The following is a 25,230-nucleotide window of genomic DNA, read 5'->3' as shown; positions in this document are numbered from 1 at the left end:
ACGGATTTCAGCTGCCAGCCTCGCCTTGGGACTACTGGGCGATCCGGCCTACGCCGAGGAAATCCAGCCCCTGGAACTGGACGCCATCACCGTGACGTCCGACTACGAATCCCCCACCGGCCCTGTCACGGGCTATCGCGCCACCCGCTCGGCCAGCGCCACCAAAACCGACACTGCCCTGCGCGACATCCCGCAATCGATCAGCGTGATTCCCGCCAGCGTGCTCAAGGACCTGGGCAGCACCAGCGTCGAGCGAGCCTTGGAATATGCCGGCGGTGTGTCGAAGCAGAACAACTTCGGCGGCCTGACGCTCTACGAATACAGCGTGCGCGGCTTCACCACTTCAGAGTTCTACAAGGACGGCTTCAGCGCCAACCGCGGTTATCCGAGCACGCCGGACGCCGCGAACATCGAACGCATCGAAGTGCTCAAGGGCCCGGCTGCCAGCCTGTATGGCCGGGGCGATCCCGGCGGTACGGTGAACATTGTCACCAAGAAACCGCAACCGGAAGCCTTCACCACCCTGCAGACCAGCGCCGGCAGTTGGGACCGCTACCGCACCGCGCTGGACGTCAACACGCCACTGGACACCGAGGGCAACCTGCTGTCGCGGGTCAACCTGGCGGTCGAGGACAACAATAGCTTTCGCGACCATGTCGGCAGCAAACGTGTTTTCATCGCGCCTTCCATCAGTTGGCAGTTGAACCCCGACACCCGGTTGCTGGTGGAAAGCGAAATCGTGCGCCACAGCTCGACATTCGACCGTGGCATTGTCGCCCCGAACAATCGCTGGAGCGGCGTTTCCCGTTCGACCTTTTTGGGCGAACCCAACGACGGCGACATCGACAACCACAACAACATGCTCCAGGCCGCCCTCGAGCATCAGCTCAACGACGCCTGGCAGTTACGCTTGGCCAGCCATTACAAGCAGGGCGAACTCTGGGGCTTCGCTTCCGAGGCGCGCCCGCTGAACGCCGACGGCCACACAGTGAACCGCCGCTACCGCGAGCGCGACAACAATTGGCACGACAGCATCACCCAACTGGAACTGCGCGGCCTGTTCGACCTCGGCCCGTGGCAGCACGAACTGCTGGTCGGCAGCGAATACGAGGACTACCGCAAGAACGAGCGCGTGACCAACATCGCCGGCGCTTACCCCATCGACATCTATCAGCCAGTCTACGGCCAGCCAAAACCCACTGGCACGCCCTCCGGCACAGACTTCTTCGAACATGTGCAAAGCCGCGCACTGAACCTGCAGGACCAGATCATCTTCACTGACAAGCTGCGGGGCATGCTCGGCGTGCGGTATGAGCATTTCGAGCAGAGCATCGACGACCACACCCGCAGTAAAACCAGCCGCCAGCGCCACGACACCCTGACGCACCGAGCCGGCCTGCTGTATCAACTGACACCCGAAGTCGGGTTGTTCGCCAACGCCTCCACCTCGTTCAAGCCCAACAACGGCCTGGATGCCAGTGGCAAGACTTTCGACCCCGAGGAAGGCGTCGGCTATGAAGTGGGGATCAAGAGCGAGTGGTTCGACGATCGCCTGAGCACCACCCTGGCGGCCTTCCATATAGAGAAGGAAAACGTCCTGAGCCCGGTCGCCGGGACCGACTTCAGTCGCGCCATCGGCAAGGCCCGCAGCCAGGGCATCGACCTGCAGGTGACCGGGCAGGTAACCGACGCCGTGCGGGTGATCGGCGCCTATGCCTACATCGATGCCGAAGTGACCAAGGGCGACCAAACCATTCCCACCGGCAGCCGGATCCTCGGCGTCGCCAAACACAGCGGCAGCGTGCTGGGGGTCTACGAATTCCAGGACGGGCACCTGCGCGGTTCGGATGTCGGCGCGGCGCTCACTTACGTCGGCGATCGCTCGGGCGAAGCCGGCAAGGATTTCGAACTGCCGGCCTATCACACCGTGGACCTGCTGGCCCATTACAAGGCCAGCGACGACGTCACCGTGGGCCTGAACCTGAACAACGTCTTCGACGAAAAATACTACGAGCGCGCCTACAGCAACTACTGGGTCACCCCCGGCGAACCACGCAATTTCACCGTCAGTCTTACCCTCGCTCTGTAAAAGGAAAAACGCCATGAAACACCCCAAGACCTTCGCCCTGCTCGGCCTGCTCCTGGCCACACAGGCCTCGGCCCATGGCTTGTGGACCGAACAGCGTCGCGGCAACATCGAAGTGATCTACGGCCATGGTGCCGAAGACAATGCCTTCAAGGCGCAGAAAATCAGCGGTGCCTGGGCCTATGACCTGGGCGGCAAGATGATTCCGGTCACCGTAGAGCGCCTGCCGGACCACGCCCGCCTGCAACCGCTCAAGCCACCGGCCGTGCTGGCGGTGGCGCTGGACAATGGCATGTGGTCCCAGACGGCGGACAAGAAGTGGATCAACGAAGGCCGCAGCAAAGTGCCCGGGGCGATCGAGTCGACCCAGACGTTCAAGTACAGCCTGGCGATCTATGAGCCGGGGGCGAAACTGCCGGCGCTTGCACCGATCAAGTTCGTGATCCTGCCGGAAGTCGACCCGCTGACCGTAGGCCCGGGCCAGTCACTGCCGGTACGGGTGCTGCTGGATGGCAAACCGGCCGCTGGAGTGAAACTGGTGGGCGACTACCGCAGCGCGCCGAACACCGTCTCGACCGAAACCGATGCAGAAGGCCGGGCCAAGGTGCTGGTGCGCAACGAAGGCCTGAATGTGATCGCGGCGCAGATGGAAATTGCGCTCAAGGACAACAAGGACGTGGCCACCCGCGGCGTGTTCACCTCGCTGACCTTCCTGGGCGAACCGCACCACGAGTAGGTTGACTGACACGACGCCATCGCGAGCAAGCTCGCTCCCACAGGGGGTAGGCGGTGAACACATTTTTTGTGAACACCCCACTGTGGGAGCGAGCTTGCTCGCGATGAGGCCGGCACAATCCCCGCAAAGCTCAAGCCGGGGTCAAGCACTCCGGCCCATTGAGCTTCGGATCATTGACCATATTGGCCAATACCCGCTCGCGCAGTGGCGCCGGCTCGCTTGCCAGCAACCCTTGCAAGGCATGCAGCGGTGTCTGCGGGTCGAGCCACAGGCGCTGGCCTTCTTCGTCCAGGATCAACGGCCGGCGCTGCCCCGCCGCCGGCTGGGTGATGACCGCCGTGCTCAGCCACACCTGCTCCTGCACCGGATACGCTTCCCAGATCGCGGCAAAAAACAGCGACGAGCCCTCCCCCGGCGTCAGCCAGTACGGACGCTTGCGTGTGCCGCCGCGCCACTCATAAAAGCCGTTGGCCGGCAGCAGGCAGCGGCGCAGGCGCAAGGCCTCGCGAAACATCGGCTGCTCGGCCACGGTTTCGGCCCGGGCATGGGCCGGGGTGCGGGACAAGTCGGTCAGCCACGGCGGCGTCAGGCCCCAACGCGCCCGAGCCAGCTCGCGCTGGCCCTCGGCGCCGGCCCGTAGCATCAGCACCGAATCGTTGGGCGAAATATTCCACTGGGCCTTCTGATCGGCGGGAAAACCGGGCAGGCCCGCAAAGGTGGGGTTCCAGCGAAACAGGGCATAACGTCCACACATGGGGCAACACGACTCTTGATCGAACGAACGACCGCCAGCCTAACAGACCAGCGTGCCGGGGTAGCTGTCCGGTTCATCGCCGGGCAGCGGCAGCGCGACATTGTACGCGGCGATCAACTCACGGGCGTATTGCGCCTGCTCGTCCTCCACCGCCAGCCCCAGCAGGCCCTGCATGGGCAACTCCCCCGCGCCGCCGAGCAAATCACGCCCCACCAGATGCGCCGTGATGCCTTCGCTCGCAAGCATCCCTTGCAACAACTCGCCTTCCATCAGGTTTTCCAGCTCGTAGATTCGCTGCATGGGCGCCCCATCATTCGTTTTCGCTGAAGACTTCGAGATGCCATTCCTCGCCATGGACCTGCAGCACAAAGGTGATCGGTCGACAGCACACCTGACAGTCCTCGATGTAGGTCTGGTCGCCGCCGGACAAGTCCACGGTTGTCTCCACATCCTCCCCGCAATAGGGACAATCATAATGAGCCTGCTCCAGCATCGCGGTCTCCCAAGTGACTTGTGCGTATAATCGCCGGTCTATTTGCAGGGCTATTTTCGTCTGGCTTATCTTCCAGGCCGTGCCCCGTCGTTTTTTCGATCGAACCTTTACTTACCCTAGCCGTTTCCAACAAGAGAGCATGATGGGCGAATTCGATGCCATCCGACCTTACGACGACAGCGAAGTCCCAGCGGTGCTGGCACGGCTGCTCGGCGACAAGGCGTTTCTAGATATCCTCACCCACTTCCGCTTCCCACGCCTGGCCGGCGCCTTCGGCTGGATGCTCAAACCCCTTATAGCGCAAAGATTGCGCCGTGAGTTCGCCGGTGTGACGTCGGTCGCCACTTTGCAGGACAAGGTGGAGTTCTACGTCGACCACACCATCGAGCGCGCCACCGATGGCGTGACCTACACCGGCGTGGAGCAATTCAAGTCCGGCAGCGCGTACCTGTTCATCGCCAACCACCGCGATATCGTGATGGACCCGGCCTTCGTCAACTACGCCGTATACCACGCCGGCCTGCCGACGCCGCGCATCGCCATTGGCGACAACCTGCTGCAAAAACCTTTTGTCAGCGACCTGATGCGCCTGAACAAGAGCTTCATCGTGCACCGCTCCATCACCGGACGGCGGGAAAAAATGGCGGCGTACCAGTTGCTGTCGGCGTACATCAACCATTCGATCCGCAACGACTGCGCCTCGATCTGGATCGCCCAGGCCGAAGGGCGGGCCAAGGACGGCGACGACCGGACCGAATCGGCGATCCTCAAGATGTTCCACATGAGCCGCAAGGACGAGCCGTTCGGCGAAGTGATCCAGTCGCTGAACCTCACGCCGGTGTCGATCAGCTACGAATACGACCCGTGCGACCAGGCCAAGGCCCGCGAGTTGTACATCCGCGCCACCACCGGCACCTACACCAAGGCACCGGGCGAGGACGACGTGAGCATCGCCAAAGGCATCACCGGCTACAAGGGCCGGGTCCACGTGAACTTCGCCGCGCCCATCACCGAGCTGTTCGAGGACACCAAGCAATTGGCCCTGGAAATGGACCGGCAGATTCTCGGCGGCTACCGCCTGTTCCCGGTGCATTACCTGGCTTACGCCCAATGGGCCGACGCCGACCCGCAGTTGCAGGTGCCGACGGCGGCCGAAGTGTTTGGTGCCGATGAATTGGCCAAGGCCCAGGAAGAATGGCAGCGCCGGCTGGACGCTTGCCCGCCGGAACACCGGCCGTTCCTGGTGCTGCAATATGCGACGCCGGTGCGTAATCAGTATCGGGTCAAGGCCGGGTTGGCGCTTTAAGCGACAGGTCTGAGGACACAGGGTCTCTGTGGCGAGGGAGCTTGCTCCCGCTCGATTGCGCAGCAATCGCAAAACGGGCTTGCGGTTAGTCAGAGCCTTGGGGCTGACCGTTCAAGAGGGGGCTGCTTCGCAGCCCAGCGGGAGCAAGCTCCCTCGCCACAAAAGCACCTTTGCCTGGCGGCCCTCGCTTGCGCTGCAAGCGCCCTCGCCACGGCTACGCAGTCAGAACTGCGTACTGATCCACGACACCAGCAACGCCAGCGCCAGGCAGCCAAAGCCGAACCGATAGAAAAACCGGTTCATGCGCTGGGTGGCCAGGTCCAGCAGTGCTTCGAAGCGCTCCTCGCCATTGCCATTGCGTGCTTGCAGGCAGGCTCGCGCCCGTTGTTCACGGCGACGCGTCGCGTGCAATACCCAGCCGCCCGGGCAGGCAAACAGCAACGCGAGCAGGTTGATCAGTTTGGCGGGGTGGGCGGCGAACAACGAAAACAGATGCAGCGACATCACGAACCTCAAGCGAAAAACGGACAGGACAGACACGCCCGGTAGCCTACGAACAGGGCGCGGATTCTACCGAAAGCCTGCCGTCCTGCACCGTTTTTTCCGACCAGTAACGACCGGCTGGGATAATGGCCTGGTGACTTCGTGGCGAGGAAGCTCGCTCCCGCTGGACTGCGCAGCAGTCCCAAAAAAAGCTTGCACGATTAACCTGACACACCGAGACGCTAGTCGGGGGCTGCTACGCAGCCCAGCGGGAGCAAGCTCCCTCGCCACAGGCTCCGCAATCAATCCTCGGGTTAATTTCCCCCGTCACGGTTTCGTCATCTGAATAGGCCACTCTGTCGCCCTTCAAACCCGCACGGAACCCGTCATGCTGCACGCCGAAAACCAGGATCGCCTCTATCTCATCAGCCCAAGCGACGAACAACAGAACCTCGTCGACAGCCTGTCCTTCAATGTGCAGGACCGCCATTGGCTGGTGTACTGCGCCCTCGGCGGCCATCAACATGCCGACCTGCCTGAAACAGACCTGCTGACCGGGATCAGCGTGCTGGAATTCTATTCCCAGGCCGCCTGAAAAAACTGTGGGAGCGAGCTTGCTCGCGATAGCGGTGGATCAGCCGACATCAAGATGGCTGACACGCTGCTATCGCGAGCAAGCTCGCTCCCACAGGGGTTACAGGACTTAATGCTTACTCAGCCAGCACCTGGCCAATGGTCGGGTCCTTGAACAGCCGGGTCAGGGCATCGCTCAATACGTCACTGACCAGCTTGGTGTTGGTGTCCTGGTTGGGCGCCATGCCGAAGCGCTGATCCAGGGACGCACCGTAACGACCACTGTAGCGGCGGTTGGCGTTCTGCACGTCGGAGCGGAAGGTCGCGCCGATGGTGGCTTCGGTCACATACATGCCTTCCTTGGGCGACTGATACTTGAGCTCAGCCAGGGTCACGGTCAGTTGCGGTGCATTCAAGGCATTGGCGGTCGGCGTGAAGCCCAGCAAACGCACCGCGGCTTCAGCCTGGGCCTGCAGCTTGGGCAGGATCTGCGCACCCTGCACCGTGATCACGCTGGTTTCCGGGTACAGCCCGCCACGGGTGCCGAGCGTCGGCGACGGACGACCGTCCACGACCCGCACCACCACCGGCTGGCCACGACCCACAGGCGCCAGTTGGGCATTGAGCTTGGGCTCCGGGTTAAGTTGTTGCGGGCTGTGGGCGCAGCCGACGAGGGTCAGACTGGTCACAGCGATCAAACCGAACAACAGGCGTTGCAACATGCTCTTCTCTCCAGAATCGGGCACAAACAGGCCGGCAGTATAGCGGTGCGCCATCGCCGTGAACTAGCGTCGCACGATGAATACTGAAATGTCTGACACGGGCCGTGATTGCCGGTTCCTGTCACCCCATTGTCACGGTCCTTACACCGGCATGTCATGGCCCGCTGTCAGGCTTGCTCCAAGCTCCCTGACCCGGTATTCGCTCATGCGCTTCCTCATTTCCCTGTTCACCCCGCGTCCCCATCACCGCAGCTTCGCCCTGCTCGATCGCAACGGCCGTTGCCAGGCCTTCAAGCAGTGCAGCCTGCAACCCATGGGCGAGGGCTGGGTGGAAATCGACGAAATCCGCCTCAACTGGTTGCACCAGCCATTGCCCGCCAGCGCCCGCGTGCAACCGCTTCGTGCCCGCGCACGCAACCGGCAACTGTTGACCATCTGACCGGACGGCTAATAAAAGTCATTAAACACGACCATTTCCCTGCGTTTCTTCGATACAATCTCCCCCCGATTATAAGGACGTCTCCTGATCGGGCCTCGCAACACCGCTGATGCGCTGGTATTGGCACCCCGCACCGCCCACAGAGAGCCGCCCACACAGATCGAGTGAAGCTGGCGCGCTTGCTGTTCTCCAGGCAAATCACCACTTTTCGCGAATCTGCAGAGCTGTCATTACGCTCGGTCACTGAGCTGTCTGCCTGTTTTGCCTGTCATGTACTCCATGGGGGCAACCAAACCGGGCACGGTGCCAGGCTGGGACAGCCCTTTTTTGAGGTTCACGTCTTCAAAAGAGCGTGAAAAAACGGGTTTTCACAACTTCACGAGAGTGTGGCGAGCAAATGAAGAGTTTTGCGTCTGAACAAGCACCATTAGCGTCTGAAACAGCCCAACGACACAGGACCGGATATCGCTCAAGAACCGGCGCCTGAAGCCTGTCCGCTACGGATTTGGTTGCACGAACGGATGTCTCGGCCATAAGTCGAATTGCCTGCCCGGCGCTTAAATGAGTTCATGTGACTCTTGAGGCCAGGCTGCATGCATCCGCAGTAGGTGCGAAAAATTGCGAAGATTCGGACATGGCGATCCTGGCCATGGATAACTGGGGCGCAACTGACCTGCCCCGCCACTCCTGGCCGCTATGCCGACAATTTGGTGCTGCAGATTTTGGAGACGCGTTAAATGGCGCATAACGAAGCAGTCGATGTAGTTCTGGTAGGGGCCGGCATCATGAGTGCCACCCTGGCCGTGCTGCTCAAGGAGCTCGACCCCGCGATCTCGCTGGAAGTCGTCGAGCTGATGGACTCCGGTGCCGCGGAGAGTTCCAACCCGTGGAACAACGCCGGTACCGGCCACGCCGGGCTGTGTGAGCTCAACTACACGCCCCAGGCGGCCGACGGTACGGTCGACATCAAGAAAGCCGTGCACATCAACACCCAGTTCGAAGTGTCGAAGCAGTTCTGGACGTACCTGACCCAGAAAGGCACGTTCGGCTCCTCCAAGTCCTTCATCGCCCCGGTGCCACACCTGAGTTTCGTACAGGGTGACAAAGGCGTGGCGTTCCTGAAGAAGCGCTTCGAGCTGATGCGCCAGCATCACGCCTTCGCCGACATGGAATACACCGAAGATAAAGGCCAGATGGCCGAGTGGATGCCGTTGATGATGCCTGGCCGGCCGGACGATGAAGTCATCGCCGCCACCCGCGTCATGAACGGGACCGACGTCAACTTCGGCGCCCTGACCAATCAGTTGCTCAAGCACCTGACCAGCGCCCCGGACACCCAGGTCAAATACTGCAAGCGCGTCACCGGCCTCAAGCGCAACGGCAGCGGCTGGACCGTGAGCATCAAGGACGTCAATTCCGGCAGCACCCGCGAAGTCGACGCCAAGTTCGTGTTCCTCGGTGCCGGCGGCGCGGCCTTGCCGCTGCTGCAAGCCTCGGGCATCGAGGAAAGCAAGGGCTTCGGTGGCTTCCCGGTCAGCGGCCAGTGGCTGCGTTGCGACAACCCGGAAGTGGTCAAGCACCATCAGGCCAAGGTCTACAGCCAGGCCGCCGTGGGCTCGCCGCCAATGTCGGTGCCGCACCTGGACACCCGCGTGGTCGACGGCAAGAAATCCCTGCTGTTCGGACCATACGCCGGTTTCACCACCAAGTTCCTCAAGCACGGTTCGATCATGGACCTGCCGCTGTCGGTACGCGCCGGCAACATCGGCCCGATGCTGGCCGTGGCCCGGGACAACATGGACCTGACCAAGTACCTGATCAGCGAAGTGATGCAGTCCATGGAGCAGCGCCTGGAATCCCTGCGTCGCTTCTACCCCGAGGCGAAAGCCGAAGACTGGCGCCTGGAAGTGGCCGGCCAACGGGTGCAGATCATCAAGAAAGACCCGAAGAAAGGTGGCGTCCTGCAGTTCGGCACCGAACTGGTGGCGGCCAAGGACGGCAGCCTCGCCGCCCTGCTCGGCGCATCGCCGGGTGCTTCGGTGACCGTATCGATCATGCTGGAGCTGATCGAGCGCTGCTTCCCGGACAAGGCCAAGGGCGAGTGGGCTGGCAAGCTCGCAGAGATTTTCCCGGCCCGGGAAAAAGTGCTGGAAACCGACGCGGCGCTGTATCGCAAGATCAACGCGCAGAACAACATTGCGTTGGAGTTGGTTGAAGACAGCAAGGCTCAAAGTTACGCCTGACACCTTGCCGCTAATATAAAAAAGCCTCCCGTGCAGACGGGAGGCTTTTTTATTTCCTCGGTGTTAGTTCATGCTGAATTTGACGCGTGTTCCACCGTGACTCACATAGTCGTCATCATCTTCAACATAAAACAATTCAGCGACACAGTAACCCGCCGGCTCCGCCTTGACCCAGCGATGATAAGGCATTGCCTCTTTATCACTGCCCGGTGCCCTTGCGACATGTCCAAAGCTGAAATGACAGGTTCGGCTGCCTTGCGTATAGCTGAAGGCCTCTCGCTCGGCGCGTGACTGGGGCAGGTAGTAGGTTAATTCCTGGCTCTCGCCCGGGTTTATCGAAAAGCTGTGGCCTGCATTGGCCGGATTCTGCGTCCAGGTAAAATCTCTGCCGGGAACGATGACGGCGGCGGTTGCGTTATGGACTTCGACATTGACAATTTCATCCCGCGCACAGGAAGCGGAACTTGCCAGACACGCCGCCAGGGACAACAACACCCCGGCGACAAACTTCTTTTGATCTTCCATGATGAATAAAGCTCCATTTAAACGATGACGTCAAAGCCACTTGGCTTCGGCGCAAAAGTAATGGAAATTCAAATAAAACAAAACAGCCCGAATGGTGACATAACCTTTCGGAGCAACTTGCAGAAGAAGAGATTAGTTGCGATCAGCCCAAACGAGTCAACGCTCCGAAGAGCGTTGACAGGGGTTCAACTCAGCGGCGCGCCTTGTTGATCAATTCGATGTATTCCTCGGCATTGCGCTGGTCCTGGATCAGCGCAACGAAATCGTTGCCGTGCTCATCCTTGCCGTCGAGGTCATGGCCGGCCTCGACGAAGAACGTCAAGAAACGCTCGAAATCGTCGACCCGCAGGCCACGGTAGGCCTTGATCAGTTTGTGCAATGAAGGCGAAGTGGCATCGACCGGCTCGAAATTGAGGAACAGCTTGATCTGCTCATCGCCAATCTCGTCGCCAATCACTTGTTTCTTGTCTTTACGCATTGCCGGCTCCAACTCGCACAATTCACGGGGGCGGGCAGTTTACCCCCGGCAGGCCTCGGGGCTCAACGCGGGCGTTCGATGCCGGTGTGCAGGTCGGCCCAGATATGGCCGTTGGCGTAGGTGAGGAACTGCACGTAGACCGTATTGTTGCGCAACAGGTCGATGACCACCCGGTACTGGGCCTGTGGATAAGACAGTGTCAGGGTCTTGCTCGCCTCGTCGAAGGCCGGTTTCTTCAAGCTTTTGCTTTCGCCGTCGAAGTTGAGGATCACCTGGCTGATGGTCGCCCCCTTGTTCAAGGACTTGCCCTTGAGACGGACCAGCAAGGGCGAAGTGACCGGGATCGGTTGCTGGTTGGACTGGCGCTGGTTACCCAGCACCACCGAATACTCGGTCACTTGCAGCAACTGCTGCTGTTCGGGCTGTTCCTGGCGCACCACCAGGTCATCCGGCGGCAGGAACTGGCTGTGCATCGGCGCGGCCACGGCCGTCAAAGGCAGGCTGGCGATCAACAGTGAAGTGGCGCAGCGGCGGATCGATACACGCATGACAACCTCCAGAATCTTGGCCGGGCACTCTAGCATGAGCACGGACAGTAAAAATAAGCGATCCGGATCAATACATCCGGACAGCGGGCGCGGCATACTCAAAGAGGCCATCAGCATCGATATCACTGATGCATGCCTTTGTGGCGAGGGAGCTTGCTCCCGCTGGGTGGCGCAGCCGCCCCAGAATATTGCGAGCGCTACGCACTCGAGCGGGAGCAAGCTCCCTCGCCACGGGGCCAGTGCCAGCCCCCCTTGCGAGGAGTATTCATGGCTTTCTCCGCACCACCGTTATTCGCCGCCTGGCGCCAGACCTGGCGTGCCGGCTACACCCTGGAACGCCTGCGCGGCGATCTGGTGGCCGGGCTGACCGTCGGCATTATCGCCATCCCCCTGGCCATGGCCCTGGCGATTGCCGTCGGCGTGCCGCCGCAGCACGGTCTGTACACGGTGTTGGTGGCGGCACCGCTGATCGCCCTCACCGGCGGCTCGCGCTTCAACGTGAGCGGGCCGACGGCGGCGTTCGTGGTGATCCTGCTGCCCATCACCCAACAATACGGCCTGGGCGGCCTGCTGCTGTGTACCATGCTCGCCGGCCTGATCTTGATCGCCCTGGGCCTGATACGCGCCGGCCGCCTGATCCAGTACATTCCCTATCCGGTCATCCTCGGCTTCACCGCGGGCATCGGCGTGGTCATCGCCACGTTGCAACTGAAGGATCTGCTGGGGCTGACCACTGCCGGCCAAGCCAAACACTACATCGAACAGCTGGGCGAATTGATCGTGGCGCTGCCCGGTGCCCGTCTGGGTGATGGGGTCATCGGGGCCGTGTGCCTGGCGGTGCTGATTGTCTGGCCGCGCTGGGTGCCACGGGTGCCCGGGCATCTGGTGGCGCTGCTGGTGGGCACGTTGCTGGGGCTGGCGATGGAGCGCGGCGGATGGCCGATCGCGACGCTGGGCGAACGTTTCAGCTACGTCGTCGATGGCATCGCTCACCCGGGCATCCCACCCTTCCTACCCAGCTTCGACTGGCCCTGGAACCTGCCGGACAGCCAGGGACGTCCGTTGATCCTGTCCTATGACCTGATCCGCCAATTGCTGGCGCCCGCCTTTGCCATCGCCATGCTCGGTGCCATCGAATCACTGTTGTGCGCGGTGGTGGCGGACGGCATGACCGGCAGCAAGCACGATCCCAATGCCGAACTGATGGGCCAGGGCCTGGGCAACCTGGTGGCGCCGCTGTTCGGTGGCATCACCGCCACCGCCGCCATTGCCCGCAGCGCCACCAATGTGCGCAGTGGCGCCTTTTCACCGCTGGCGGCGATCATCCACAGCCTCGTGGTGCTGGTGGCGATTGTGCTGCTGGCGCCGCTGTTCAGTTACTTGCCCATGGCCGCACTGGCCGCGCTGCTGGTGATGGTCGCCTGGAACATGAGCGAAGCCGGGCATGTGCTGCACACCCTGCGCATCGCCCCGCGCAGCGACGTGCTGGTGCTGCTGACCTGCCTGGGCCTGACGGTGCTGTTCGACATGGTCCTGGCTGTCGCCGTCGGCCTGCTGCTGGCCGCCGGGCTGTTCATCAAGCGCATGAGCGAACTGACCGACAGCGCCGAGTTGCCGCGCCATTTTCACCAGGCCCTGCTGGACATGCCCGAGCACGTTCGCTGCTACGCCATTCGTGGACCGTTGTTCTTTGGCGCGGCGGAAAAAGCCCTGGATGTGCTGCGCCGGTTCGACCCGGGCGTTCGGGTGGTGGTCGTGGAAATGAGCGCCGTGCCCATGCTGGACATGACCGCGCTGGCTGCGCTGGAAAATATCCTGAAGGATTACCGCAAGCACGGCATCGGCCTGATCCTGGTGGCGACCGCGCCCAGGGTGCGCCTGAAACTGCGCCGCGCCGGCATTCATCGCGAACAGCGGCAATTGGCCTATGTGCAGACCCTGGAGCAGGCGCGGGTCAAGAGTGAGCAGTGGTTGGCCGGCGGCAGCACCGCTCATCCAAAACTTGCTTGAACGGTGGCGAGGGAGCTTGCTCCCGCTGGGCTGCGCAGCAGCCCCAATTGCAGGTGGGTGCCAAGCACCCAAGCGGGAGCAAGCTCCCTCACCACAAAAGCTCCGTGCCGGCGACTGATTCGGTGCTCAGTCGAACTGAGCACGCATCCAGGCCTGGTACTCGGCCACGCCTGGCTCGCCTTCGCGGGGCGCCCAGTGGGCCAGTTCGCCCTCGCCCACGGGCCGGTAGGGACCGGCCTTGCATTCGAACATCAGGCTGTCGGCTTCCAGCACCACCAACCCGTGATACACGCCAGAGGGCAGGTCGACGCCGAGGCAATCGCCACCGGCCTGCAGGATGCGCTTGTCCACCACCGCACCGGCTTCGTCGAAAATCAACACCCCCAGCCGCCCCTTGAGCACCAGCAAGGTTTCCGCCTTATCGGCGCTCAGGTGGCGGTGCGGCGGGACGTAGGTGCAAGGCTGCAAGCCAACCGCCATGCGGTGGCACGGTTCATCCATCTCATGGAAGTTATGGTGCTGGCGTCCGCGAGGACTGGCCGCGGCTTTCTCGGCCAATTCATCGAACAACGCTTGTTCCAGGAAACTTGGCCGAGTCATCGATTACATCCCCTTGACGGCGAAAATGCCATTGGCGTTGCGCCAGTAACCTTTGTAGTCCATGCCGTAGCCGAAGATGTAGCGGTCGATACACGGCAGGCCGACGAAATCGGCTTTCAAGTCCGGCCGCGCCTTGCGGTCGTGGTCCTTGTCGATCAGCACGGCGGTGTGCACGGCGCGGGCGCCGGCGTGTTTGCAGAAGTCGATGATCGCGCCCAGGGTGTGACCTTCGTCGAGGATGTCGTCGATGATCAGCACGTCGCGGTCGATGAACGAGACTTCCGGCTTGGCTTTCCAGAACAGGTCGCCACCGCTGGTTTCGTTGCGATAACGCGTCGCGTGCAGGTAGGACGCTTCCAGGGGGAAGTTCAGACAGGTCAGCAGCTTGCCGGAGAAAATCAGCCCGCCGTTCATGACGCAGAACACCACCGGATTGGCATCGGCCAGTTGCTCGTTGATTTGCGCACCGACACGGGCGATGGCCGCTTCGACTTCGGCTTCGGTGTACAGGCAGTCAGCCTCTCGCATGATTTGACGGATATGCTCGAGATCAGCGGACATGGCGCTCTCCAGGGGGGGCAGGGTTCGGAAAAGCCGGCAAAGGTACGCATCCCGCCCGGCCAGATCAAGCGTTTGTGGACTAACGTTCTGTATTGTCTATAGGACAACACCCTCGGATAGATTAATCTAGGCCGGTTTTTTTGCCCGCCGCCGGAGCCTTCCCCATGCCCATCCTCGAGATCCGCCATCCGCTGATCAGACACAAACTCGGCCTGATGCGCCGCGCCGATATCAGCACGAAGAACTTCCGTGAACTGGCCCAGGAAGTCGGTGCCCTGCTCACCTACGAAGCCACCAAGGACCTGCCGCTGGAGTCCTACGAAATCGACGGCTGGGCCGGTACGGTCCAGGTCGAGAAAATCGCCGGCAAGAAGATCACCGTGGTGCCGATCCTGCGCGCCGGCATCGGCATGCTCGAAGGCGTACTGAGCCTGATCCCGGGGGCGAAGGTCAGCGCCGTGGGCGTGGCTCGCAACGAGCAGACCCTGCAAGCCCACACCTACCTGGAAAAACTGGTGCCGGAAATCGACGAGCGCCTGGCGATGATCATCGACCCGATGCTCGCCACCGGCAGCTCCATGGTCGCCACCATCGACCTGTTGAAAAAGGCCGGTTGCCGGGAGATCCGCGCCATGGTGCTGGTCGCCGCTCCGGAAGGCATCAAGGCCGTGCAGGACGCCCACCCGGACGTGACCATCTACACCGCGTCCATCGACCAGAAACTCAACGAGCATGGCTACATCATCCCGGGCCTGGGCGATGCCGGCGACAAGATCTTCGGCACCAAGCAGAAGGACGCTTGAGCATGCAGGATGAGTTCAACGATCCGCTCTGGCGCCAGGTCCTGTCCGGCGCGCAGATGCTGTTCGTCGCCTTCGGCGCGCTGGTATTGATGCCGCTGATCACCGGGCTGGACCCTAACGTGGCGCTGTTCACCGCCGGCCTGGGAACGATCCTGTTCCAAGTCGTCACCGGGCGCCAGGTACCGGTGTTCCTGGCCTCGAGCTTTGCCTTCATCACCCCGATCATCCTCGCCAAGGGCCAGTTCGGCCTGGCCGCGACCATGGGTGGGGTGATGGCGGCGGGTTTCGTCTACACCTTCCTGGGCCTGGCGGTGAAGATCAAGGGCACCGGGTTCATCGACCGGCTGCTGCCGCCAGTGGTCATCGGTCCGGTGATCATTTCCATCGGCCTGGCCATGGCGCCGATTGCCGCCAACATGGCAATGGGCAAGGCCGGTGACGGCACCGAGCTGATTCATTATCAGACCGCGATGATGATCTCGATGCCGGCCCTGCTCACCACCCTGATCGTGGCGGTGTTCGGCAAGGGCATTTTCCGCCTGGTGCCGATCATTTCCGGCGTGCTGGTGGGCTTTGCCATGGCGTTTTTCTTCGGGGTCGTGGACACCGCGAAAATCGCCGCCGCCCCCTGGTTCGCCCTGCCAGCCTTCACCGCGCCGGAGTTCAATTGGCAGGCGATCCTGTTCATCGTGCCGGTCGCCCTGGCACCGGCCATCGAGCACATCGGCGGCGTGATTGCCGTGGGCAGCGTGACCGGTCGCGACTACCTGAAGAAACCCGGCCTGCACCGCACCCTGCTCGGTGACGGTATTGCCACCACCGCCGCCGGCCTGTTCGGTGGCCCGCCCAACACCACCTACGCCGAAGTGACCGGCGCGGTGATGCTGACCAAGAACTACAACCCGAAGATCATGACCTGGGCGGCGATCTTTGCCATCAGCCTGGCGTTCATCGGCAAGTTCGGCGCGCTGCTGCAAAGCATCCCGGTGCCGGTGATGGGCGGAATCCTGTGCCTGTTGTTCGGTTCGATTGCGGCGGTGGGCATGAACACGCTGATCCGCCACAAGATCGACCTGGGCGAGGCGCGCAACCTGGTAATCGTTTCGGTGACGCTGGTGTTCGGCATCGGCGGCGTGCTGGTGGGCACCGGCACCGGCCCGGACGACTTTGGCCTCAAAGGCATCGCGTTGTGCGCGGTGGTGGCGATCGCGCTGAACTTGCTGCTGCCGGGCAATGACGGCTGGAAGCAGAAAAAGGCGGATGAGCCGCTACTGTGACTCAAGCTTGAAGGCTTTGTTGTCGGCCTGATAGCCATCGCGAGCGAGCTCGCTCCCACAGTGGGTCTCGAGTGGTCACAACATTTGTGTCCACCACAGATTCCATGTGGGAGCGAGCTTGCTCGCGATGAGGCCCTTGAACCTTACAACGCGATCGGAGCCCGTTCGCAGAGAGTACTCAACGCCTGCGCCCACTGCGGCTCATCATTGAGGCAAGGCACCAGCACCAACTCCTCCCCCCCTGCCGCGCGGAACTGTTCACGGCCGCGATCGCCGATTTCCTCCAGGGTTTCAATGCAGTCGGCCACGAACGCCGGGCACATCACCAGCACTTTCTTCACGCCGCTTTGGGCCAGTTCCTCCAGGCGCGCCTCGGTGTAGGGTTCGATCCACTTGGCACGCCCCAAGCGCGACTGGAACGACACCGACCATTTGCCATCCGCCAGCCCCATGCGTTGGGCAAACAGTTCGGCAGTGCGGATGCATTGCGCGCGGTAACAGGTCGCCATGACCTCCGGCGGCGCGTTCTTGCAGCAGTCGGCATCCTTGAAGCAATGAAATCCCGTCGGGTCGAGCTTGGTCAGGTGGCGTTCCGGCAAGCCGTGGAAACTCAACAACAGATGATCGTGTTCCTGCATCAGGTACGGCTTGGCGCTGGTCACCAGGGCATCGAGGTATTCGGGCTGATCGTAGAACGGTTGGAGGATCGAAAACTGCACATTGAGTTTCTTTTCCCGCACGACCCGCTTGGCCTCCTCGATCACCGTGGTCACGGTGCTGTCGGCGAACTGCGGATACAACGGCGCCAACGTGATCTTCTTGTGACCCTGACTCGCCAGCCGTACCAGCGCCGACTCAATGGACGGCTCGCCATAACGCATCGCCAGCTCCACCGGGCCCTGGGTCCACTGCGCGATCATGGCCTGTTGCAGCCGGCGACTGAGCACCACCAGCGGCGACCCCTCTTCCCACCAGATCGAGGCGTAGGCGTGGGCCGACTGCTCGGGACGCCGAATCAGGATCAGCGACACCAGCAAACGCCGCACCGGCCATGGCAGGTCGATGACATACGGGTCCATCAGGAACTGATTGAGGTAGCGGCGCACATCGGCCACCGAGGTGGAGGCAGGCGAACCCAGATTCACCAGAAGCAACGCGTGATCGGTCATGCAACGTCCTATTTCAAAGGCGGCTGGACAAGTCTTCCAGGGCCGCAGGCAAATCAGTGAATCGGAATGTGAAACCCGCCGCCTGCAATCGGGCCGGCGTGGCGCGCTGGCCGCCGAGCAACAGCAAGGACAATTCCCCCAGCGTGACCTTCAGCGCAAGCTCCGGCATCGGCACCACGGCCGGCCGGTGCAATACGCGCCCCAGGGCCTTGGCAAAATCGCGGTTGCGCACCGGGTTCGGCGCGCACGCATTATAAGGACCGCTGGCATCGGTGCGGTGCAGAAGAAAATCAATCAGGGCGATTTGATCGTCAATGTGAACCCACGGCATCCACTGCCGACCATTGCCGATACGCCCGCCCAGCGCCAGCTTGAATGGCAACAGCAGCCGCGACAAAAAGCCGCCCTCGGCGGACAGGACCAGACCGGTACGCACCAACACCACGCGCAGGCCCAAGGCCTCGGCCCGTTGCGCGGTTTCTTCCCAGGCGATGCACAACTGGCTGGCGAAATCTTCGCTCACCGGTCCCGATTCCTCGGTCAATTCACGCTCGCCACCGTCGCCGTACCAGCCCACCGCGGAACCGGAAATCAGCACCTGCGGTTTCTGCTCGCAACGCTCCAGCCACGCCAGCAGAACTTCCGTCAACGTGATACGACTGCTCCACAACAACATCTTGCGTTTATGGCTCCAGGGACGGTCGGCGATGGGGGCGCCGGCGAGGTTGACCACCGCGTCCACCGGCTCGTGGATTTCGTCGAGCTTGGCCACGCCCCGCACCGATGTCCCGCAGATTTTCGCCACCTCTTCGGGTCGGCGACTCCATACCGTCAGGCGATGCCCCTGCTGCAACCAGAGACGGCAGAGCTGACGTCCGATCAAACCAGTACCGCCGGTCAGCAATATGTGCATGAGATGTTCCTCGAATCGCGTTTTACCCGGCCCATTAGTCTATTTTTATAAGCAGGGATTTTTCGTATCGGACGGGGTCTGTGTTTAACAATAGGACAACCTGTCCAAACGCGAACGGTAAAACTTATACCAAAAACCCGAATTGTACAGGTTTAAACGACGGCGTAGTCTGTACAGAAAGGTAAACGAGGCCCTCATGACTGTACCTATCGCGATCATCGGCACCGGCATCGCCGGACTTTCAGCCGCCCAGGCCCTGACGGAGGCCGGGCATATCGTTCAACTCTTCGATAAAAGCCACGGCAGTGGCGGACGCATGTCGAGCAAGCGCAGCGACGCTGGCGCACTGGACATGGGCGCGCAGTACTTCACTGCCCGCGATCGCCGCTTCGTCACCGAGGTCCAGCGCTGGCAAGCCAACGGCTGGGCCGCGGAATGGAACCCGCAGCTCTACAACTTCCAGAATGGGCAACTGAGCCCATCGCCGGACGAACAGACTCGCTGGGTCGGCACCCCGCGCATGAGCGCCATCACCCGCGCCTTGCTCGACAAGCTGCAGGTGCAGTTTTCCTGCCGGATCACCGAGGTGTACCGCGGCCAGGAGCATTGGCATCTGCAGGACGCGGAAGGTTTCACCCACGGCCCCTTCGGCCACGTGGTGATCGCCACGCCCGCGCCCCAGGCCACCGCATTGCTGGCGGCCGTACCGAAGCTGGCCGCCGTGGCGGCCGGCGTGAAGATGGACCCGACCTGGGCTGTGGCCCTGGCCTTCGAAGCCCCGCTGGATACGCCCATGGAGGGCTGCTTCGTACAGGACAGCCCCCTGGACTGGCTGGCGCGCAACCGCAGCAAACCGGGACGCGACAGCAAGCTCGACACCTGGGTACTGCACGCCACCAGCGACTGGAGCCGGCAGCACATCGACCTGTCCAAGGAAGCGGTGATCGAACACCTGCACGGTGCGTTCGCCGAACTGCTGCACAGCGCGATGCCCGCACCGAGCTTCAGCGTGGCCCATCGCTGGCTCTATGCCCGCCCCGCCGGCAGCCATGAATGGGGCGCCCTGGCCGATGCCGACCTGGGGCTGTACGTGTGCGGTGACTGGTGCCTGTCCGGCCGAGTCGAAGGCGCATGGCTCAGCGGCCAGGAGGCTGCACGCCGCCTGCACGCAAGCCTGCAATAGATCGCGTCCCCCATCGCTCCTCGCTGCTGTCGAAAGAGACAGCAGCCTGCCCGCGGCACCCACTGACGTCGCCCAGCCCCTCGATGAATCCGGTTGACTTGTGTGCATTCGGACCTATGATGAAAATATTGTACATAAATATAAATTTGTACAAGATTAACCCATCAGAGGTCGCCCATGCCCAGCGCAGCCATCGCCAAACCCAGAATCGCCATCAGCGCCTGCCTGATGGGTGCCGAAGTTCGCTTCAACGGCGGGCACAAGCAATCGTCGTTGTGCAGCCGCACCCTCATCGATTACTTCGATTTCGTGCCGGTGTGCCCCGAAGTCGCCATCGGCCTGGGCATTCCCCGGGAGCCGATTCGCCTGGTGGGCAATCCTGAACACCCCGAGGCGCTCGGTACGGTGAATCGCGACCTCAACGTGACCCGGCCATTGGCCGACTATGGGCAGCAGATGGCCGGGGAACTGGATGACCTCTGCGGCTACATCTTCATGCAGAAATCGCCGTCCTGCGGACTGGAGCGGGTCAAGGTCTATGACCACAACGGTGTCCCCCAGGAAGGCGGCGGACGCGGTATCTATGCCCAGGCCTTTTGCGAACGCCATCCCGATCTGCCGGTGGAGGAAGACGGTCGCCTCAACGACCCGGTACTGCGGGAGAACTTCCTGACCCGGGTGTTTGCCTATGCCGCCTGGCAACCCTTGCGCCGCCAGGGCCTGACCCGGCGCGACCTGATCGAATTCCACTCACGCTACAAATACCTGCTCATGGCTCACAACCCCGAACAGTACAAGGCCCTGGGCAAACTGCTGGGTGACATGGGCAAGGCCGACCCCAATGAACTGGGTCCACGCTACTTCAGTGCATTGATGGCCGCCTTGAAGAAATGCGCCACTCGCCGCACCCACACCAATGTGCTGCAACACCTGAGCGGTTACCTCAAGCGTGCCATCGACTCCGACGACAAGCAGGAGGTACAGCATCTCATCGGGCAGTACCGCCTCGGCATCGTGCCCTTGGTGGTGCCGCTGACATTGCTCAAGCATCACCTGCGCCAGCACCCCGATCCTTACCTGGCACAGCAGGTCTACCTGCAGCCGCACCCGGAAAACCTCAGTTTGCGAAACGCCATTTGATGAACAACGACCCCGATTCCAGCGCCCGCGAAGACCTGGGGGCCGACTTTGCCAAGGCCTTGGCGCAAGGCTGGTTACCCATACGCGAAGTCGCCCGGCAGACCGGTGTCAACGCTGTCACGCTGCGGGCCTGGGAGCGCCGTTACGGCCTGATCGTGCCGCACCGCACGCCCAAGGGGCATCGCCTGTTCAATGCCGACCATGTGCAACGGATCCGCAGCATCCTCACTTGGATCGACCGTGGCGTCGCGGTGAGCAAGATCAAGCCGTTGCTGGACACACCGCCGCTGCCGACAGCCCCCACGCCGCCACCGGAGAACGATTGGCAGCGTCAGCGCCACGCCCTGGCGCTGGCGGTGACGCAACTGGCCGAGCGTCAGATCGATGACCTGGTCAACCAGGCGATGGCGCTGTATCCGCCCTGGACCGTGTGCGAGCAATTGCTCTTGCCGTTACTGGCCGAGCTGCACGTGCGCTGGCAAGGCCAGTTCGGCGCGCAGCTGGAACGGGTCTTCCTGTACTCGTGGCTGCGCAGCAAGTTTGGCAGCCGGATCTACCACAACAACCGTCAGTTGCGCGGTGCGCCACTGTTGCTGGTCAATCATTCGGACTTGCCCCAGGAGCCGCACCTGTGGCTCACCGCCTGGCTGGCCAGCAGCGCCGATTGCCCGGTGGAGGTGCTCGACAGCCCGCTACCGGCGGGGGAGCTGGCCCTGGCGGTCGAACGTCTCAAGGCTCGCGGCGTCCTGTTGTATTCCAGTCACGCCATCAACCTGTCCCAACTGCCCAGGCTGCTGGGTGGCATCGATTGCCCGATCATCATTGCCGGCCCGGCCGCGTCGATCCACCACGCCCGGTTATCCACAGGCGTTTCGATGATTGACCTGTCCTGGGCCGAAGACCCGCTATCGGCTCACCGCGAACTGAGCCGCAGAGAACTCCTTTAGATGGAAAACAGCATGCAACTGATCTGGCTGCGCAGCGACTTGCGCCTGCACGACAACACCGCCCTCGCGGCGGCCGCAGCCCAAGGACCATGCGTGGCGGTGTACCTGACCAGCCCCGAACAATGGCGTGCCCATGACGACGCACCGTGCAAGATCGATTTCTGGCTGCGCAACCTCGGCGTATTGAGCGTGGCCCTGAACGAATTGAACATCCCGCTCTTGATTCGCGAGGCAACGCATTGGCACCAGGCGCCACGCGTGCTGCTCAAGCTATGTCGCGAACTGAACGTTGCCACCGTGCATGTCAACGAAGAGTACGGCCTGAATGAAACGCAGCGCGACACCGAAGTCGCCCGTGCGTTGAATGATCAGGGCATCGAGTTTCACCGTCACCTCGACCAACTGCTGTTCAGGCCCGGCAGCGTACTGACCAAGACCGGCAATTATTTCCAGGTGTTCAGTCAGTTCCGCAAGGTCTGCTACAACCGTCTGCATTTTTCGCTGCCGAGCCTGGTCGCCACACCGCGCCAGCAGGCCTCCACCGGCATTGCCCGCGATCCGGTGCCGACGCACGTCGATGGGTTCGCCCCGCCCAGCGAAACACTGCGCGCCTTCTGGCCCGCCGGTGAAACCGAAGCCCGACGGCGCCTGGACAGTTTTGTCGACCAGCACCTCGACGATTACCAGCACGAACGGGACTTCCCGGCCCGGCCCGGCACCAGCCAGCTCTCGGCCTATCTGGTAGCCGGGGTGGTGTCGCCACGTCAGTGCCTGCATGCCGCGCTGCAAGCCAACCGGGGCGAGTTCGAGAGTGGAAGTGCCGGCGCCGTGACCTGGATTAATGAATTGCTCTGGCGCGAGTTCTACAAGCACATTCTCGTGGGCTATCCACGTGTGTCGCGCCACCGCGCGTTTCGCCCGGAAACCGAGGCGCTGGCGTGGCGCAAGGCCCCCGGCGAACTGGAGGCCTGGAAACAGGCACGCACCGGCCTGCCGATTATCGATGCGGCCATGCGCCAATTGCTGGAAACCGGCTGGATGCACAACCGCTTGCGGATGGTGGTCGCCATGTTCCTGACCAAGAACCTGCTGATCGATTGGCGTGAAGGCGAGCGTTTTTTCATGCAGCACCTGATCGACGGCGACCTGGCTGCCAATAATGGCGGCTGGCAGTGGAGCGCCTCCACCGGCACCGACTCGGCACCGTGGTTCCGCATCTTCAACCCTTTGAGCCAGTCGGAAAAATTTGACCGCGAGGGCCTGTTCATCAAGTACTGGTTACCTGAACTGAACGACCTGGACAGACAACAGGTCCATAACCCAAATACCCAGGGCGGCTTGTTTGGCGCAGTGGACTATCCGGCACCGATCGTCGATTTGCGCGAATCCAGGGCGCGTGCACTGGCAGCGTTCAGAAACCTGCCGACGCGACAGGACGCAGCCGTTGAAGGGGTGGGCGATTAGCGGACATGAAATTGCCGGGCCGCGGGATGCAATCTTTACCCGATAACTTATAGTCGTACTAATCGTACGAACTCTACTGAAAGTCGTGTATCAGCGTTATGCAATCGAAAGGAGTACGGAATGGGTTCAAGACTGCCCCGGCGCTATTGGCTCACCGGGGCCGGCAACGGAATCGGCGCTTCGTTGGCTGAAGCGATACTCGAGACAGGTGCATACCTGGCCGTCAGCTCGCACTCGCCCCGCTCGGGCGAAAACCTTTCGGTACGTTATCCAGGACAAGTGCTGACCGTGCCCGGCAATTTGACCGACAGCCAGGCCGTGCGCGAGATCGGTGAACAGATCACCCGGCAATGGGGTGCCCTGGATCAGGTGATCCTCAATGCTGGAACGACTGAGTACGTTGACGAACAGCATACTGACCACACATTGATCGAGCATATCGTGCGCAGTAACCTGCTGGCCGCCAGTTTCTGCATCGAAGTGGCGATGCCCTTGTTGCGCGCCGGAACCCAACCGCATCTGGTGGGTATTGCCAGCCCGGCAACGTATCTGCCGCCCTCGAACATCGAAGCGGGTGGAAGCGGGATGCGCCATCTGTTCGAATCGACTCGGGCAGAGCTGGCGGCTGCGGGCGTGGATGTGACCTGGGTGCACCCAGGCTACGACGACCCATCGCTGGGGCCCGACGATTGTTTCCCATTCCCGGTCCACTGGTCGCCAGAAGAAGCGGCGCGGCATGTGCTGAAGCACTTGGTCGAACGCCCCCGGGAAGTCGCACTTCCCATCGCGTCCATGAGCGCACTGTGGCCCTTGCCTTCATCCAGCGAAACCCTGCCGGCCGACATCGACTCATGCCAGGCCAAAAGCGGCGATCCGATCAAGGGACGCCCCTGAGCCGCCGATTGCCTTACACTGCGCGCCATGAAAACCATCCCCCTCCATGAAATCCCGGCACCGGCCGTCACCTGCTCGACGTGCGCGGCGTGCTGCTGCCAATTGGAAGTGATGCTGATCACCGACACCGGGGTCCCGGAGCGTTTTATCGATACGGACGATTGGGGTGGGGAAGTGATGCTGCGGCTCGACGACGGCTGGTGCGCGGCCCTGGATCGCGACAGCATGATGTGCACCATCTACGAAAAGCGCCCGCTGATCTGCCGCGAGTTCGAGATGGGCGCGCCGGAATGCCTGGAAGAACGCCAGGGCATTGCGACGGCGTATCGGTAAGCTCGCTCCCACAATTGTTCAGGTGTTACAGCGGCATCGTGTAGTGCAGCGCGTAGCTTTCCACACCATCGTTGGTCGACTTGATACCAGCGTTGGAGTAATGAGTGGCGCGAATGCCCACTTCATGTCCGCCATTGAAGCGCAGGCCGAACCCGATGCGATCCTCGAACTGGAAGGCCGTCCCCAACTTGTTGCTTTCCACTTCGGTGTTGGCGAAGAGTGCAACGCCAACACCCGCCTCGATGTAAGGCTTCACGTTCTGGCCGGAAAATTCATACACAAACACGGGCGAGAACGACAGGCTATGGTTGCTGGACGTTTCGTCCCCTTCCCAATAGGTATAGGCGCCGCTCCAATAGCCAGTCAGGCGACCGACGTCACTTTGCAGCCAACTCTTGTCCCAGTCGAACTGCATGCCCAGGCGATAGGTCATGGTCGAGTCGCTAGTTTGTCCAACCCCAAACTCCACACCCGCCGCCTGAGCGGTGTAAGTGTGCCCCAGCAATGCAGCCGCAAACGCGGCAAAGCAGAATAAGCGCTTCATTAGAAA

Annotated in this window: 28 protein-coding genes; 15 read left to right on the top strand and 13 right to left on the bottom strand. The window is 62.0% G+C overall.

What is annotated here, in order from left to right; translation table 11 throughout:
• Positions 1-4 precede the first annotated feature (4 nt).
• Together J4E53_RS16065 and J4E53_RS16060 are read left to right on the top strand one after the other, a co-directional pair.
• Positions 5-2,089, top strand: a complete 2,085-nt coding sequence (locus tag J4E53_RS16065; RefSeq protein ID WP_207268159.1) for a TonB-dependent siderophore receptor — start codon at positions 5-7, stop codon at positions 2,087-2,089.
• A 13-nt stretch (positions 2,090-2,102) separates the two neighbouring features.
• Positions 2,103-2,822, top strand: coding sequence for a DUF4198 domain-containing protein (locus tag J4E53_RS16060; RefSeq protein ID WP_092202543.1), 720 nt, complete (start codon positions 2,103-2,105; stop codon positions 2,820-2,822).
• Positions 2,823-2,952: 130 nt separating this feature from the next.
• Here the strand turns inward: J4E53_RS16060 and J4E53_RS16055 are convergent, their stop codons facing one another.
• Genes J4E53_RS16055 through J4E53_RS16045 form a run of 3 tightly spaced genes read right to left on the bottom strand, consistent with a single transcriptional unit; the run spans position 2,953 to position 4,069 of the window.
• Complete coding sequence (locus J4E53_RS16055; RefSeq protein WP_060740675.1) at positions 2,953-3,576, bottom strand: SOS response-associated peptidase; 624 nt, start codon at positions 3,574-3,576, stop codon at positions 2,953-2,955.
• A 39-nt stretch (positions 3,577-3,615) separates the two neighbouring features.
• Positions 3,616-3,876 (bottom strand): putative signal transducing protein, encoded by a 261-nt coding sequence (locus J4E53_RS16050; protein WP_024619861.1) that lies wholly within the window; start codon positions 3,874-3,876, stop codon positions 3,616-3,618.
• A gap of 10 nt (positions 3,877-3,886) precedes the next feature.
• Positions 3,887-4,069 carry a CPXCG motif-containing cysteine-rich protein gene (locus J4E53_RS16045; RefSeq protein ID WP_060740674.1) on the bottom strand — a complete coding sequence of 61 codons (183 nt, stop codon included), beginning with the start codon at positions 4,067-4,069 and terminating at the stop codon, positions 3,887-3,889.
• 139 nt (positions 4,070-4,208) lie between these two features.
• Between J4E53_RS16045 and J4E53_RS16040 the strand changes: the two genes are divergently transcribed.
• On the top strand, positions 4,209-5,375 hold the full coding sequence (locus J4E53_RS16040) for a 1-acyl-sn-glycerol-3-phosphate acyltransferase (RefSeq protein ID WP_060740673.1): 1,167 nt from the start codon (positions 4,209-4,211) through the stop codon (positions 5,373-5,375).
• 222 nt (positions 5,376-5,597) lie between these two features.
• On the opposite strand, the gene J4E53_RS16035 is transcribed toward J4E53_RS16040, so the two are convergent.
• Positions 5,598-5,879 (bottom strand): hypothetical protein, encoded by a 282-nt coding sequence (locus J4E53_RS16035; protein ID WP_060740672.1) that lies wholly within the window; start codon positions 5,877-5,879, stop codon positions 5,598-5,600.
• 367 nt (positions 5,880-6,246) lie between these two features.
• On the opposite strand from J4E53_RS16035, the gene J4E53_RS16030 reads away from it, so the two are divergent.
• Positions 6,247-6,453: a hypothetical protein gene (locus tag J4E53_RS16030; protein ID WP_003185312.1), complete on the top strand. Its 207-nt coding sequence runs from the start codon at positions 6,247-6,249 to the stop codon at positions 6,451-6,453.
• A gap of 115 nt (positions 6,454-6,568) precedes the next feature.
• On the opposite strand, the gene J4E53_RS16025 is transcribed toward J4E53_RS16030, so the two are convergent.
• Complete coding sequence (locus tag J4E53_RS16025; RefSeq protein WP_003205489.1) at positions 6,569-7,153, bottom strand: YajG family lipoprotein; 585 nt, start codon at positions 7,151-7,153, stop codon at positions 6,569-6,571.
• A 205-nt stretch (positions 7,154-7,358) separates the two neighbouring features.
• Between J4E53_RS16025 and J4E53_RS16020 the strand changes: the two genes are divergently transcribed.
• Together J4E53_RS16020 and mqo are read left to right on the top strand one after the other, a co-directional pair.
• Positions 7,359-7,592 (top strand): hypothetical protein, encoded by a 234-nt coding sequence (locus J4E53_RS16020; protein ID WP_014340171.1) that lies wholly within the window; start codon positions 7,359-7,361, stop codon positions 7,590-7,592.
• 737 nt (positions 7,593-8,329) lie between these two features.
• Positions 8,330-9,835, top strand: coding sequence for a malate dehydrogenase (quinone) (mqo, locus tag J4E53_RS16015; protein WP_060740671.1), 1,506 nt, complete (start codon positions 8,330-8,332; stop codon positions 9,833-9,835).
• Between the two features lie 63 nt (positions 9,836-9,898).
• On the opposite strand, the gene J4E53_RS16010 is transcribed toward mqo, so the two are convergent.
• From J4E53_RS16010 to J4E53_RS16000, 3 genes are all read right to left on the bottom strand, one after another.
• On the bottom strand, positions 9,899-10,360 hold the full coding sequence (locus J4E53_RS16010) for a hypothetical protein (protein WP_103309101.1): 462 nt from the start codon (positions 10,358-10,360) through the stop codon (positions 9,899-9,901).
• 190 nt (positions 10,361-10,550) lie between these two features.
• Positions 10,551-10,838, bottom strand: a complete 288-nt coding sequence (locus J4E53_RS16005; protein WP_060740669.1) for a PA4642 family protein — start codon at positions 10,836-10,838, stop codon at positions 10,551-10,553.
• 62 nt (positions 10,839-10,900) lie between these two features.
• Complete coding sequence (locus J4E53_RS16000; protein WP_060740668.1) at positions 10,901-11,386, bottom strand: hypothetical protein; 486 nt, start codon at positions 11,384-11,386, stop codon at positions 10,901-10,903.
• A gap of 267 nt (positions 11,387-11,653) precedes the next feature.
• Between J4E53_RS16000 and dauA the strand changes: the two genes are divergently transcribed.
• Positions 11,654-13,396, top strand: coding sequence for a C4-dicarboxylic acid transporter DauA (gene dauA, locus J4E53_RS15995; protein WP_103309099.1), 1,743 nt, complete (start codon positions 11,654-11,656; stop codon positions 13,394-13,396).
• Between the two features lie 126 nt (positions 13,397-13,522).
• On the opposite strand, the gene J4E53_RS15990 is transcribed toward dauA, so the two are convergent.
• Positions 13,523-13,996, bottom strand: a complete 474-nt coding sequence (locus J4E53_RS15990) for a WbuC family cupin fold metalloprotein (RefSeq protein WP_060740666.1) — start codon at positions 13,994-13,996, stop codon at positions 13,523-13,525.
• 3 nt (positions 13,997-13,999) lie between these two features.
• Complete coding sequence (locus J4E53_RS15985; RefSeq protein WP_057451825.1) at positions 14,000-14,557, bottom strand: hypoxanthine-guanine phosphoribosyltransferase; 558 nt, start codon at positions 14,555-14,557, stop codon at positions 14,000-14,002.
• Between the two features lie 164 nt (positions 14,558-14,721).
• Between J4E53_RS15985 and upp the strand changes: the two genes are divergently transcribed.
• Both upp and J4E53_RS15975 read left to right on the top strand, forming a co-directional pair.
• Complete coding sequence (gene upp, locus J4E53_RS15980; RefSeq protein WP_060740665.1) at positions 14,722-15,360, top strand: uracil phosphoribosyltransferase; 639 nt, start codon at positions 14,722-14,724, stop codon at positions 15,358-15,360.
• Between the two features lie 2 nt (positions 15,361-15,362).
• Positions 15,363-16,637: a uracil-xanthine permease family protein gene (locus J4E53_RS15975; protein WP_060740664.1), complete on the top strand. Its 1,275-nt coding sequence runs from the start codon at positions 15,363-15,365 to the stop codon at positions 16,635-16,637.
• A gap of 143 nt (positions 16,638-16,780) precedes the next feature.
• Here J4E53_RS15975 and hemH read toward each other — a convergent pair whose 3' ends face one another.
• Both hemH and J4E53_RS15965 read right to left on the bottom strand, forming a co-directional pair.
• Positions 16,781-17,806: a ferrochelatase gene (hemH, locus tag J4E53_RS15970; protein ID WP_060740663.1), complete on the bottom strand. Its 1,026-nt coding sequence runs from the start codon at positions 17,804-17,806 to the stop codon at positions 16,781-16,783.
• A 13-nt stretch (positions 17,807-17,819) separates the two neighbouring features.
• Entirely contained in the window at positions 17,820-18,719 is a 900-nt protein-coding gene (locus tag J4E53_RS15965) for a TIGR01777 family oxidoreductase (protein WP_060740662.1), read from the bottom strand.
• Between the two features lie 196 nt (positions 18,720-18,915).
• On the opposite strand from J4E53_RS15965, the gene J4E53_RS15960 reads away from it, so the two are divergent.
• The 6 genes from J4E53_RS15960 to J4E53_RS15935 all read left to right on the top strand — a co-directional run bounded on the left by J4E53_RS15960 (position 18,916) and on the right by J4E53_RS15935 (position 24,680).
• A complete protein-coding gene (locus J4E53_RS15960; protein WP_060740661.1) occupies positions 18,916-19,902 on the top strand; it encodes an NAD(P)/FAD-dependent oxidoreductase in 987 nt (328 codons plus the stop codon).
• Between the two features lie 177 nt (positions 19,903-20,079).
• The gene (locus J4E53_RS15955) at positions 20,080-21,042 is read left to right on the top strand and encodes a DUF523 and DUF1722 domain-containing protein (RefSeq protein ID WP_103309097.1); all 963 of its coding nucleotides are present in this window, start codon (positions 20,080-20,082) and stop codon (positions 21,040-21,042) included.
• On the top strand, positions 21,042-21,989 hold the full coding sequence (locus tag J4E53_RS15950) for a MerR family transcriptional regulator (RefSeq protein ID WP_060740659.1): 948 nt from the start codon (positions 21,042-21,044) through the stop codon (positions 21,987-21,989). Before J4E53_RS15955 ends, J4E53_RS15950 begins: the two co-directional genes overlap by 1 nt.
• Before the next feature lie 12 nt (positions 21,990-22,001).
• Positions 22,002-23,453: a deoxyribodipyrimidine photo-lyase gene (gene phrB, locus J4E53_RS15945; protein WP_103309107.1), complete on the top strand. Its 1,452-nt coding sequence runs from the start codon at positions 22,002-22,004 to the stop codon at positions 23,451-23,453.
• Between the two features lie 120 nt (positions 23,454-23,573).
• Entirely contained in the window at positions 23,574-24,347 is a 774-nt protein-coding gene (locus J4E53_RS15940) for an SDR family oxidoreductase (protein WP_103309095.1), read from the top strand.
• A gap of 27 nt (positions 24,348-24,374) precedes the next feature.
• Positions 24,375-24,680: a YkgJ family cysteine cluster protein gene (locus J4E53_RS15935; protein ID WP_060740657.1), complete on the top strand. Its 306-nt coding sequence runs from the start codon at positions 24,375-24,377 to the stop codon at positions 24,678-24,680.
• Positions 24,681-24,705: 25 nt separating this feature from the next.
• On the opposite strand, the gene J4E53_RS15930 is transcribed toward J4E53_RS15935, so the two are convergent.
• Positions 24,706-25,224 carry an acyloxyacyl hydrolase gene (locus J4E53_RS15930; RefSeq protein ID WP_060740656.1) on the bottom strand — a complete coding sequence of 173 codons (519 nt, stop codon included), beginning with the start codon at positions 25,222-25,224 and terminating at the stop codon, positions 24,706-24,708.
• Positions 25,225-25,230: the final 6 nt, after the last annotated feature.

The sequence above is a fragment of the Pseudomonas sp. FW305-28 genome, assembly GCF_017351395.1.
Lineage (GTDB): Bacteria > Pseudomonadota > Gammaproteobacteria > Pseudomonadales > Pseudomonadaceae > Aquipseudomonas > Aquipseudomonas fluorescens_AA.
The sequence above is the reverse complement of the archived record's forward strand: the minus strand, read 5'-3'. Positions and strand labels throughout refer to the sequence as shown.